This window comes from Nonomuraea longicatena (assembly GCF_039525605.1).
GTDB lineage: Bacteria > Actinomycetota > Actinomycetes > Streptosporangiales > Streptosporangiaceae > Nonomuraea > Nonomuraea longicatena.
This window is the reverse complement of sequence record NZ_BAAAHQ010000046.1, coordinates 84815-96575: the sequence shown is the minus strand read 5'-3', so window position 1 is coordinate 96575 and position 11761 is coordinate 84815. Positions and strand designations below refer to the sequence as shown.

General features: G+C 69.1%; 14 protein-coding genes. 5 read left to right on the top strand and 9 right to left on the bottom strand.

Going from position 1 to position 11761, the window contains the following annotated elements:
• Positions 1-11: 11 nt before the first annotated feature.
• Complete coding sequence (locus ABD120_RS34450) at positions 12-365, top strand: hypothetical protein (protein WP_343954495.1); 354 nt, start codon at positions 12-14, stop codon at positions 363-365.
• Positions 366-385: 20 nt separating this feature from the next.
• Here the strand turns inward: ABD120_RS34450 and ABD120_RS34445 are convergent, their stop codons facing one another.
• A complete protein-coding gene (locus ABD120_RS34445; RefSeq protein ID WP_343954494.1) occupies positions 386-1195 on the bottom strand; it encodes an alpha/beta hydrolase in 810 nt (269 codons plus the stop codon).
• A 273-nt stretch (positions 1196-1468) separates the two neighbouring features.
• On the opposite strand from ABD120_RS34445, the gene ABD120_RS34440 reads away from it, so the two are divergent.
• Positions 1469-2011, top strand: a complete 543-nt coding sequence (locus ABD120_RS34440; RefSeq protein WP_343954493.1) for a hypothetical protein — start codon at positions 1469-1471, stop codon at positions 2009-2011.
• Between the two features lie 85 nt (positions 2012-2096).
• Positions 2097-2990, top strand: coding sequence for an endonuclease/exonuclease/phosphatase family protein (locus ABD120_RS34435; RefSeq protein WP_343954492.1), 894 nt, complete (start codon positions 2097-2099; stop codon positions 2988-2990).
• A gap of 36 nt (positions 2991-3026) precedes the next feature.
• Here ABD120_RS34435 and ABD120_RS34430 read toward each other — a convergent pair whose 3' ends face one another.
• From ABD120_RS34430 to ABD120_RS34405, 6 genes are all read right to left on the bottom strand, one after another.
• Complete coding sequence (locus ABD120_RS34430; RefSeq protein ID WP_343954491.1) at positions 3027-3242, bottom strand: hypothetical protein; 216 nt, start codon at positions 3240-3242, stop codon at positions 3027-3029.
• Between the two features lie 25 nt (positions 3243-3267).
• Positions 3268-4068 carry a DUF1963 domain-containing protein gene (locus ABD120_RS34425; RefSeq protein ID WP_343954490.1) on the bottom strand — a complete coding sequence of 267 codons (801 nt, stop codon included), beginning with the start codon at positions 4066-4068 and terminating at the stop codon, positions 3268-3270.
• 219 nt (positions 4069-4287) lie between these two features.
• On the bottom strand, positions 4288-5217 hold the full coding sequence (locus ABD120_RS34420) for a hypothetical protein (protein WP_343954489.1): 930 nt from the start codon (positions 5215-5217) through the stop codon (positions 4288-4290).
• A 181-nt stretch (positions 5218-5398) separates the two neighbouring features.
• Positions 5399-5887 (bottom strand): nitroreductase family deazaflavin-dependent oxidoreductase, encoded by a 489-nt coding sequence (locus tag ABD120_RS34415; RefSeq protein ID WP_343954488.1) that lies wholly within the window; start codon positions 5885-5887, stop codon positions 5399-5401.
• A 3-nt stretch (positions 5888-5890) separates the two neighbouring features.
• Entirely contained in the window at positions 5891-7072 is a 1182-nt protein-coding gene (locus ABD120_RS34410; protein WP_343954487.1) for an FAD-dependent monooxygenase, read from the bottom strand.
• The gene (locus ABD120_RS34405; RefSeq protein WP_343954486.1) at positions 7069-7605 is read right to left on the bottom strand and encodes a TetR/AcrR family transcriptional regulator; all 537 of its coding nucleotides are present in this window, start codon (positions 7603-7605) and stop codon (positions 7069-7071) included. The genes ABD120_RS34410 and ABD120_RS34405 overlap by 4 nt, the downstream gene beginning before the upstream one ends.
• Positions 7606-7832: 227 nt before the next feature.
• Here ABD120_RS34405 and ABD120_RS34400 point away from each other — a divergent pair, with 227 nt between their 5' ends.
• Both ABD120_RS34400 and ABD120_RS34395 read left to right on the top strand, forming a co-directional pair.
• On the top strand, positions 7833-8288 hold the full coding sequence (locus tag ABD120_RS34400; protein WP_343954485.1) for an ASCH domain-containing protein: 456 nt from the start codon (positions 7833-7835) through the stop codon (positions 8286-8288).
• Positions 8289-8850: 562 nt separating this feature from the next.
• A complete protein-coding gene (locus ABD120_RS34395; protein WP_343954484.1) occupies positions 8851-9456 on the top strand; it encodes a hypothetical protein in 606 nt (201 codons plus the stop codon).
• A gap of 40 nt (positions 9457-9496) precedes the next feature.
• On the opposite strand, the gene ABD120_RS34390 is transcribed toward ABD120_RS34395, so the two are convergent.
• Entirely contained in the window at positions 9497-10657 is a 1161-nt protein-coding gene (locus tag ABD120_RS34390; protein WP_343954483.1) for a methyltransferase domain-containing protein, read from the bottom strand.
• Positions 10658-11133: 476 nt separating this feature from the next.
• Entirely contained in the window at positions 11134-11571 is a 438-nt protein-coding gene (locus tag ABD120_RS34385; RefSeq protein WP_343954482.1) for an NUDIX domain-containing protein, read from the bottom strand.
• Between the last annotated feature and the right edge of the window lie 190 nt (positions 11572-11761).

The window sequence follows — 11761 nt, the reverse complement described above, 5'->3', positions numbered from 1 at the left end:
ACCATCGAGGGGTGACCGGCATCGAAGAAGGCGCGAAGAAGTCCGGCGTGCTGTGGCTGACGCTCGACCGGCCGCGCCTGGCGTGGCACACCTTCCACGACGGGGCCATCTACGTGGTGACGGGCGGCGGCGAGCAGGACCTGCCCGGCCTGGCCGAGTCGTCGCAGGTGCGCGTGACGCTGCGGAGCAAGGACAACGGGGCGCGACTGGTGGAGTTCGACGCGCCGGTGAGCGTGGTCGACCAGGCCGCCGAGCCGGAGGTGGTCGCCGCGCTGGCGAAGGCGCGCCTCAACGCCCCCGACAGCGAGGGCCTGCCCGCCCGCTGGGCGGCGGCCTGCGTGGTGGTCCGCCTGTCCCTGCCCTGAAGAACGCGCTCGGCGGGTGCTCAGCCCGCCAGCACCTTCCTGAGGGTCGCGGCGAAGTCCTCGGTCTCCCCGATGAACCCCCCGTGGTCCCCCGGGAACTCCACCGTCTGCGTGCCCAGCACCTCGGCCAGCGCTTTCGAGGTGTCGAAGGTGTCCAGCTTGCCGGACTCCTTCCCGAGCCCCACGACCACGCGGGCCGGGCCGGCGGTCAGGGCCGCCACATCCGGGACGTACCGGGTGGTCGCCTGCAGTTCGTAGGCGAAGAAGCGGGCGCTGTTGGCCAGGTCCTGAAGCGACGGCTCCTCGGGAGCCTCGACCGGCGCCCCCTCGTCGTCCGCCTCGAACCCGGCGCTCCCCATGAACTTCATCCAGGCCGCGCCGATGCCGTCCCGGTGGAAGGTCGCCACGATGTCGTCGGTGGCCGCCCTCCGCTCCGCGGCGTCCGGCAGGAGCTCCAGCAGCGGCGGCTCGTGTGCGACCACCGTACCGACGCGGTTCGGGTGGCGGGTCACGAGCGCGAGCGCCGTGACCGCGCCGCCGCTGCTGCCGAGCACGTCGGCCCGCTCGACACCGAGGTCGTCGAGGATCGCGGCGACGTCGTCGGCCCGCAGGTCGGGGGTGGACTCCTGCTTCGGGTCGTCGAGTTCGCTGCCGGAGATCCCGCGCGGGTCGAGGGTCACGACGGTGTGGTCCGAGGCCATCGCCTCGGCGATGGGGGCGAAGGCGGCGGCGTCCATCGGCGAGCCCATGATGACGAGGACAGGGCCGGTGCCCCGGACCTCGTAGTGCAGGCGGGCGCCGGGGACGGCGAGAGTGCGGGTGGTGGTCATGCCGTTCTGTCCTTCCGTTCGAGCACCCCGTGTGAAGCGGGGTCGGTGTGTAGACCTTCGGGAGCGTGGAAAGTCATCGCCGCTCGGAAAAAATCTTCAGTGGATCGGCGCGGCAGGCCTGGCCGCGCGGGGCCGTCCTCACAGAATCCCCCATGACACCGCAACCAAGCGTTCCACGCAGCCGCGTGGACTTCGGGCCCCGCGCCGGCCATCTGCCCTGAACCGCTCCCGGTATGGGCGCGTTTAACGATCATGCTGGGTTTCTGTTCGGTCGTGAGCTGGGGTGCGCTCGTAGCGGCGTACTACTTCCATTTGTGGCTGGAACGGGGGTTGTCGCCGTGGCCGCTCGCCTATCCCGTGCTGTGGCTGGTGGCGGTCGCGCTGACGACCTGGTGGGCGGTACGGCTGGGGCGGCGTCGGCTGCTGCCGGTAATGGCCGCGCAGATCATCGTGGGGGTGGCGATCGGCGCGCTGATTCCATGGGAGCGGGTCTTCCGGCAGACCTGGTTCGACCTCCACCGGACCGCCTTCGCCGAGGTGGCGCGCATCGGTGACACCTTCCCGCAGGGGCATTCGGTGCTGCCGGATCGCCACCGGAGGCTGCTCCTCGGCTCGGCGGCGGTGGACAGGGAGGGCGATGTGCTGTTTCTCGCGGTCGCGGAGATGAAGCCGGAGCGGATCGGGTTCACCCGCGTGTTGAGCGCGGACACCGACCCCTGCGCCCTTCTCAACGAGGACGAGTACGAGCAGTACGTGTGCACGCCCCTCGACGACGGCTGGTGGTGGACCGGCGACAACTGGCCGATCGAGAAGTGACCCGGGTGGCCCCGCGTCCGGCGGTCGCGGATCGCGGGTGCTGGCTCTGGGCCGATCACTCAAAGACGTGGTTGTATGACATGTCATGATCGCACATGCATTATGGGCGGCGGTTCTGACCGTGCCCACCGCCGTGATGGCCGCTTCTCCGCCCGCCACGGCGACGGCCGCGCCTCCGCCCATCTCGGTCATGACGTGGAACATCTGCGCCAGCCACAACACGGCGTGCTTCTTCCACGGCGCCAACCACCAGGACGTGGCGTGGAAGGTCGCCTGGTACGCGCGCAGCCTGGCGATCAAGCCCGACGTGATCATGTTGCAGGAGTTCTGCTCGGGCGGCACCGGCACGCTGGAGCGGACGCTTGAGGAGAAGACCGGCAGAACCTGGACGGTCCGCTCGGCGACCATCAAGTCCTCGGACGGCACGGCCAAGACCTGCGCCCGCCAGACGGGTACCGGTGCCTCGCGTGGCAACTACAGCATCGCGCTGGCCGTGGCCGACAGCGCGCCCACGATCAGCGAGCACGCGCTGACCTCGCCGTCCTGGTACCAGCGCAGGGTGGCGCTGTGCGCGACGATCCCGGCCAAGAAGGCCCGGGTCTGCGGTGCGCACCTGAGCGCGGGACTGTCGTATGACGACCACCAGGCGGGGGCGCCGTTCCGGACCAAGCAGGTCCGGGAGCTGATGGCGTTGGCGGCGAACTCCGCGGGGAACCGGCCGATCATCGGCGGCGACCTCAACGCCCGCCCGCCCGGCGGCTCAGGTGGCAGCGCGGACGAGCGGGCGGTGACCGTACCGCTGTATGACGCCTATCAGGAGTGCGACCAGAACGGGGAGGTCCGCAATGGGCGGGCCACCCACGACAACGGACTGAAGCTGGACTACCTGTTCGCGCCCAAGGGCACGGTCACCGACTGCTTCGTCGAAGGGCGAGCGGCTTCCTCCGACCACAAGCCCGTCTACGTCAAGGTGTCCTGAGCAGGCCGTGAGACGTCCCCGCCCGTCTGCACCACCTCACCCGACCGCGGAAGGGCCACGGCCGAGGAACTCGGCGAGGCGGGCGGCGGAGCCGCCTCCGTGGCCCGCCGCCGCCGCAACGTCGACGGCGTCCTTGGCGGCCCGGGTGACGACTGAGGAGACCACCGTGGTCGGGTGCCCGGCGGCGAGGACCTCGACACCGAGTTCGAGCGGGAACGGCGGCGCATCGACCTGCAAATCGCCGAACCGCACGCCGTCCGATCGGCGCTGACGCCGGCTAGAAGAGGTCCGGCGTCGGGATCGCCTGGCTGAAGTCTCCGGACCGCAGCGCTCGGGTGGGGATCGACCAATGCATCCAGCCGCCTTCGCCCTCCGTGTGCCACTCACCCTGATCGGACAATTGGAGCAGGTGGTGAAAGGAGTTCGGGTCTTCGCCATCGGGAAAGTTCTGCGGGACAGCCCCTGGGAGCACCGGCCAGCCGAAGGCGATTTCCCCGCTGGTGAGAACGCCCGGCCGTCCCCACAACCAGTCGCTCTCGGTGTTACCGATGCGCACGTAGTCGCTTATGTACTCGTAGGTGTCGTACTCGACATCGTCGAGAGTCTTCTTCCAGGCCGCGTCATAGCCGTCGGGCATGGCGAATCCGGGCTCAGCCTTCCAAGCGACCGGTGCGAAGACCTTGGACTCGGCGGGCGGGTCTGTCTCGACGGCACACCCGGAACGGGCGGCGATCACAGCCACGGCCTCCGGTTCGAACGCCGACCTGACGTCGTCGAGGGAGAAGAAGTTGAGCAGGCCGGTGCCGACCGGTACGAGGTCCCCGAGCCAGGGGGCAAGGACATCGGTGTCGAGGACGGCGAACAGACTCAACGGACCGTCTTCGCAGGTGGGCCACGGCGTCCCCGGTTCGAGCATCGCCCGGCCACCGAATCGGCAGTGGCCCGACCCCTCGCCCGGCTCGGCTCTCCTCAGGTCGAAACCGGGGCGGGCGAGGCTGATGATGCGGGGAGTGAGTTCCGCGCCGAAACGCTCGACGCAGAAGTCGTGCAGGGCGGCAAGCGTTTCTCTCGGCTTCATTCGACGTTGAGTCTTCCTCGATCACACGCGAGTCGGCGGAGCAGGCCCTTGGGGGGTTGCGTGCGGTGAGACGGAATCCTCCCCCTGATCCTTCGGTAGCGGGGAATCAAGATCGTTAGGGGAGGCTACCGGACGCGACCGGCGCACGGACGACCTTCGGCGATCTACCTTGGGGAAGGCGGGCGCACGCTCACCTCGCTGCTCGATCAGCAACCCCGGCTATTGTGACTTTTCCGGCTCCCAGGTCATCCGGGCGACCTCCGGGGTTTTGGGGAGGTCACTCGTCCCGATCGGGCCGTCGAAGTCGTACTGCACCCGATGCATCCTCCATCCCGTCTCGGTCTCCTCCATCTGGGAGTAGACGGGGAGCAGCGTCTCCGGGTCCACCAGGCGGACGATCTTCAGCCCGGGATCGCCCCCGAGCCAGCCGTACGGATGACCGGCCACGTCCACGTCGATGGTCTTGACCGCGTCGCCGAACATGCTCGCACCCGCGCTCGCGCCGTCGCCGAGCTTCATGTGGCGCACCGTGACATCCAGCCGAAGGTACGGTCTCCCGTCGCGCCGCACCGTGGTCACGGAATCCCCATGGATCAGCCCCTGGTACCCGTCAAGCGTCTCGACCAGCGCCCCGGCCTGCTCCTTGGTGAGCCCGCCGATACCGATGCCGTCGTTGATCCACAGCGGGTCGACGGGGCTGGGGCACTTGCTGCCCCTGTTCTCCCAGCGCCGGGAATGGTCGGTCCAGAACCGCTCGGTCCCGGCGGCACAGCGGGTGGCCCGAATCACCCGAGGCCGCCCGTCGGTCACCGAGACCTCGCTCTCCTCCAGCTTGATGGCCTTGGACCGGTAGTCGAAGGCGGAGACCACCACTTTCCTGCTGCCACCGGGATAGGCGTCCTCCCGCTGGTAGTGCTCCTGCACCGTGGCGATCACCGGCTGGGTCGCCTGGCGGCGCAGCGACTCCAGAAAGACACTCTTCGGATCCTGGGACGGCTCGGCCGCAGCGGACGGCCCGGTCTCGGCCGACGGCCCGGTCTCGCCCGAAGGCTTGGTCTCGGCCGACGGCTTGGCATCCGCTGACTGCGGGGCAGGGGCGGGCCAGAGGGCGGCGCAGGCCGTACTGCCGGCGAGGAGGGCACAACCCATGACCGCGCTCCCGCGCCTCACAGCCCGCCGAAGAGTCGTGTGTTGCAGCATGATCGCTATCAGTCCCGTGGTTCGAGGAGTCTTGACACGTGTAGGCGATTATGCCGACACGCGTGTTGACCCCCGAACCCGGTCAGGCATCAGGGCAGCTTTCATCAGCTTGTAGCCGACGACGGACGTTTCAACGCGGCCGGCGGGGTTGGCGCGGGGTGAAGCGGACGAACGGGATGTTTCTCCCCACCTCGCGGTAGTCGTTCGGACTGCCGTCGACGGCGAAGCCCATGATCTTGCACAGCCGCCGGGCGGCGGCGGGACGGCGGCGCGCGTACCGGGCCATGATCTCGGCACCGCTGTCAGCCTCGACGGGGCTGGCCGTCACCCGCATGACGCGGCCGCCGACCTGGATGATCACCTCGGGAGAGGCCACGACGTTGCGGTACCAGTCCGCCCTGACGCCGAACCCCGAGGCGGCGATGTAGGCGTGCGCATCGCGCTGGACGACCTCGATGACGGCCTTGCGGCGACGACCGGAGACCCGTCCGGTATGGGTGAGCAACATCATGCGGCGGCTCAGCAGCGGGCCCAACCCCATCCGGTACAGCAGGATGGGCAGGCGCCACAGCCTGCGACGCAGCCCGGTGGGCGGTGCGGGCCTGTTGACGATCTCCAAGACTCAGCCTCTTCCGAGCTCTGCGGAGGCAGGGAGCAGAATGCTCTCCGAACCGAACTGCCGGCGCAGGAGCGGTGCGAACGCCTGGCGCGCGAGAACTCGGCTGACCAGGCTCTGAGCGGTCACGCCGGCCGGGGTGGCAGGCACCAGCAGCCGGGCGTACAGCAGCGCGTTGTTCTGGCGACGCCGCACCTCGGGATACATCCGCGCCTGGTAGCGGGCGAAGGCGCGCTCGTGGCCGGCGTCCGACGCCAGCTCTTCGGCCAGGATGTACGCTCCGGCCATCGCCATGGAGACGCCCTGAGCCGACACGAGGGTCATGGAGCCGCACGCGTCACCGATCAGCGCCACTCGGCCACGGTGCCAGGAGGGCATCACGATCTGCGCCATCCTGTCCATGAAGACGGATTCTCCGGCCGGGGCCTCGGCCAGCAGCGCCGAGGTGAGCCAGCCCATGCCGCCGAACCGGGTCCGCAGCAGATCTGTTCGCAGTCCGCGCGGGACGTTCTCATTGTGCGGGGAGCGGAACACCAGCAGGGCGATCAGCTTCCCGCGTTCATCGCTCGGGTAGACGGCGACCTGGCGCCCAGGTTCGGTGTAATGGGCTCGCATCCGGCCCCAGTTGTAGCGGTCGGTCACCGGATAGGAGGCCAGCGAGCAGCCGACCGGGCGAAGAAAACGCGACTCCGGTCCGAAGACGAGCTCCCGTGTCAGCGAATGGATGCCATCGGCCCCTACCAGCAGATCGAACCGCTCACTGCCGCCGCTCGCGAAGCCGACCTCGACGTCCGCGCCGGTGTCGTCGACCTCGGCGATGCTGTCGGCGTAGCGGATCTCCACGTCGGCGACGGCATCGAGCAGCGTGGCCTCCAGCGTGCTGTGCATCAGCGGCAGGTAGGGCCCGTGGTAGACGCGGCCCAGCAGCGCCTCCGACATCCGGGTCCCGGGCCGGCCGGGGGCGCCGACGAACTCGACCCGGTCGATCGGCAACCGGTGCGACCTCAGGCGGTCGAGGATGCCCATGCGCTCGACCACGTCGTAGCCGGTGCCGAAGAAGTCGACCGCGTATCCGCCCATACGGCCGTTTGGCGCTCGCTCCACCACCACAGGCTCGATGCCGCGATGCCGCAGCCAGTACGCCAGCGTGAGCCCGGCGATCCCGGCCCCGCTGATGAGGACCCTCACGCCTCTTCCTCCGGCAGCAGTCGCTCCACCACGGCCATCGCCTCGTCCACGGCGAGCTCTCCGTCGACCAGGTGGTGCAGTATCAGCCCGTCGATCGCGGCGACGATCAACGTGGCGGTGCCGATCGCCTGGGCCGGAGACCAGCCCGGGTGCAGCAGGCTCAGCCGGTCGGCGACCTGCATGCGGGCCTGGCGCAACTCGTCGCGCAGCACCACGCCCAGGGCGGGGTCGCGAACCGCCCCGGAGATCAGCTCCACGGCCAGCCGGGACGAGGGCTCGTCTCCCGTCGTGTACGGCAGCAGCCCCCGGATCGTGGCCAGGGCAGCGCGTTCGTCACCGGCGCCGAGCAACTCTTCGATGAGCGGGCTGACGAGAAGCTCGACCGCCCGCCGGTAGATCTCCGCGTGCAGGCCGGGCAGGCCACCGAAGTGGTAGTGGATCAGGCCGGGATTGGCACCGGCCCGCTCGGCCAAGGCGCGCGCGGTGAGGCCGGACCACCCTTGCTCGCTCAGGAGCGCGATACCCGTCTCCACCAACTGCTCGCGCCGCCGATCCCCGCGAGCGGAATTTGGTCGTTCGGCCAAGTTAGTCACTCGGCCAAGTTAACACACACCCGCGTGGTGTCGTCGGCGGCGAGGTCGTGGAAGTTCGACAGCGGGCCTGACAGGATGCGCAGAGCGACGCCGCGAGCCTGACACCAGGCGCGGACGTTCTGGACGTCACCGACTGGGACGGCGACACCGGCAGCTTCGTCGACGCCATGGTCTGGCTCGTCGGACGCATGCTCGCCGACCCCAAGCACTTCTACCGCTCTTACACCACCGCCGAACTGGACCGCGTCATGACCGCACGCCCCGCCTCCGCCACCGCGCCCCGCGCGCGAGAGATGAACCTCTACCGCCGCTACTTCGATCTCGTCGCAGACGGCACCAAGACCATCGAGGTTCGCGTCCAGTACGCCAGCCTCCGTACCCTCGCCGCCGACGACCACATCCGGTTCGTGTGCGGCCGGGACGACGTCCTGACCCGAGTCAAGCGCGTCGCCCGCTACCGCACCTTCGAGGAGATGATCGACACCGAAGGCCCGGCGAAGGTCAACCCCACCAGCCCCCGCGAACAGCAACTCGCCAACATCCGCCGCATCTACGGCCCAGAGAAGGAAGCCCTCGGCGTCCTGGCCATCGAGATCGAGCTCATCGACGAACCCGCCTCCTGACCGGACCGTACTCCCGGCCCGCCTCTCCGACAGCGCGGCTCCAGCAGGCCGCGCCTGGGTCTCACCGTGACCCGTGCCGGGCGGTCAGCCTGTGGTTGGTGACCAGCGTGGCGAGGGCAAGGCGCAGGAGGGTGATCCGGGCATCGGCGTCCGCGCCGTGGATCCCGATCGTCACGCTGGTCTCGATGGCGTGGAAGGTGGTGCGGCCCGGCGCACTCGCTCGGCCGGCGTGATGCCGCCATGGTGCTTCAGCGCCGTGAAACCGACCCCGGGGCTTACCCAGTGCCCGGGAGATCACGCTGATGGAGTGACCCGCCGCCACAAGTCCTCTTTCATCGCGTCCGACATTCCCGGCCGACCCATCCGAGGCACGATCCACCCATCCACCAGCAGCGTTGCGTTGATCGTCTGAATCTAAGGCGCGGAAGCCGCAGGCCATCGCACCGCCTCGCGCCGACTGGGTCCGCCGAAGTTCCGATTGAATGGTGTTATGTCTGCTTTTGAGCCTATTCGCGGGTTGCCTGGGGTCTCGGTCGTTCGTGATCTTTCCCGGGCTATGGCCATGCTGGACTCGATCATGAGCCCGGACTGGGAGTCTCGGTACTTCTCGTTCGATTCCAAGTGGGCTGAGGCCGAGGAGATGGCCTCGATGCGCGATGGGCACGGGAACGACTACTCGATCGTCTTTTCACCGGCCGGCGCGTATGCCCGCGGATTCGATCATGAGTCGCCGATGAGCCCTTACCGGGTCAACCCGCCGGCTCCGTGGCCGGGCCTGTTCGATTCAGTGCCCGAGGTGTTCCACCCGCATGTCAGGGAACCTGCGTTCAGTGATCCGGTTGGGGTCCCGCGGGCAACGGTGTGCTTCTGGAGCGAGGTTGCCGGCGGTGGATGGAAGACCGGGGCGATCGAAGCTCCGCCGGCGGGCGTCGAGGACGATGGCAGCGCCGAATGGCTCTTCGAGGTTCTCCTCGATGGCCGGCCTGAGGGTTATCAGCGGTTCGCGGAGGAGTACTACGAGGTCCCGGTGGATATCGAGGCAGTTCGGCATGTCTATGCCCTCCGGCCGCTGACTCAGAGCTTGGTCTCGGCGTTGAACCCAGAGGTCGCCTTGGCTGACCTCGCTGAAGATCTGACGGAGATCGGATACCCCGCTCAGAAAGGGTGACAAGGCTGGTCATGGTCGCATCGAGCGCGGCGAACCGTCGTCAGGGCGAACTGATCACTCGCTCAGGTGAGTCCAGCCAGATCTCCTGCCGATCTGCGGTGACGGTCATGCCGAACCGGTCGCGGCCGGGCTCTCCCCAGCCCGTCCACCGGAAGTAGGCGTCGCAGACTTCCTCCCACACCGGCCGGTCGCCGACCTGGTACACGTCGTACTCGCCTCGGCCCGGCCGCCACTCCGCGACCGCCCACGAGTACGGCGTGGCGGGGTCCGACACCCACATGCGGAACCAGTCGCCGTCGTCATCCTGGCCGTTCACGGTGTTCGACGTCAGCCCGGTCCGCGCGGAGACGGCCAGGTCGGCTCCGGCCGAGGCATGGGCGACCGTACGGGGATCGACGCGGGTGGTGGACCAGTGCCGGTCGGCGGCATCGCGGGCGGGCGCGTCGGGCGTGCTGCGCTGGGACCGCATGAGCATGTAACTGGCGAAGCCGACGAACCTGCCGACCGCGCTGCCGTCCGGCCGTACGGTAAGTCGAAGCAGGTGATTGGACCCGAAGTCAGGACAGTACGGGAGCACGATCACCGCGCCGGGACGGCACTGCTCGACCCACGCGTGGGGGACGTGCCGGATCCCGCAGGTCACGTGCACCCGGTCGAAGGGCGCCCGCGCCGGACAGCCGTCCGCGCCGTCGCCCACGACCTGGTGGACGGCGAGGCCCACGTCGGCCAGGTTCTTGGCGGCCTGCCCGGCCACCCTGCCGTCCACCTCGACGGTCGTCACGTGCTGGGCACCGACGAGGCGCGACAGGAGCGCGGCCGTCCAGCCGGTGCCGGTGCCGACGTCCAGCACCCGATGCCCCGGCTCGGCGGCGAGCTGGGTGAGCAGGTGGGCGACGGTTCTCGGCGCGGACGCCGACGACGTGTAGTCGCCCTTTCCGGCGCGGATGTCCGTCGCCCCGTCGTCGAGCTGGGTGACGATCGTGACGCCCGAGTAGACGGCCTCAAGCCACGCCTCCTCGTCGGCGCCGCGATCGATGAGACGGGCCGGATCGGGGCGCGTGGGAACAGCCAGAGCGACTTCCGGGACGAACAGGTGGCGGGGCACCGCGCGCATCGCGGTCAGGACCGAATCGTCGGTGTCGCCGAGCTCCCTCACGTAGTCGATCAACCGCTCGACCCGCCGCGCGATGCCGTCGGCCACCGCTCTCCCTACCTCTTCTTCGGGTCGGTCGGCTTGGCGTGTGATCCGCCGGATTCCCGGTTCTCGTCGGCGTTGGACCCGCTCCCGCCTTTACCTGGGTCCAGAGGGCCTTCCTTGGGGCCCTTGGGATCCGTGTGCTCGCCCACGTCGGATTCCTTCCGCCTCGCTCGAACACTCACCGTCACCGTAGGCCCTGCGGCACCACCAGGGCGACAGCCTTCCGGGTGCGAACGCCCTGTCCGTACGGTCTGAGAGGCGGCAACTCAAATGGTTCACCGCCCTAAGACGAAAGCTCATCCATCCTGTCCCAATACACGTGGACGCGATCTGTCCCGTACCGATCGATGAGTGCGGCGGCAAAGGTGCGGTCGCGTGGACTGACACCCACCCCAACCCTGTTGCACGCGGCGTGGGTGGCGCCGAGGTAGCCGGGCGGATGTCCTTCCAGAGAGCCGGCAGCGGCCCCCTGATCGGGTTCAGGCGGGCGGGACGGCCAGGTAGCGATGGATCCCGTCTCGGATGTACGGCGGGATCGTGAGGGCGTCGAGGTGTTCGGGGGCGAAGAACTGCAGCTTGACGCCCTCGCTGAGGCGGAGGCTGGTCTCGTCTCCGTCCCAGTCGGCGGCAAAGAAGCTGATCAACTGGCCGGAGCCGTGTTCGTCGCAGATCTCGAAAAGCTCGGTCAGGTTCCGGACGGTGAGCCCGGCTTCCTCGTCGAGTTCACGGGTGATCGCCTCAGCGGGGCTCTCGCCATCGTCGGAGCCGCCCCCGAGCAGGCTCCAGTGAGCCGGCCAGGCGATGTGCGCCAGGTCGTCCCGCAGGTGGAGAAGGAGGTCGCCGTGCCGGTTGGTGATGATGGCGACCGCGCCTCGTGCGATGGCCGAGCCCTCGGGGCGGGTGGTGTCAGACTGCATCCGCCCACGGTAGTGAGGGAGGCAGGGATCACGCGGCAGCCCTCGCCGCCTTGTTCTGGAACCAGGCGGCGGCCATGAGGGCCCGCATTCTGGTGCGGTCGAACCGGCCGCCGCGCTCGAGCCCTCCACTCAGCAGGGGCCGCAGCGCGGGCGGGCCTCGGCGAGCGCGACGGTCTGCAAACCAGGTGGC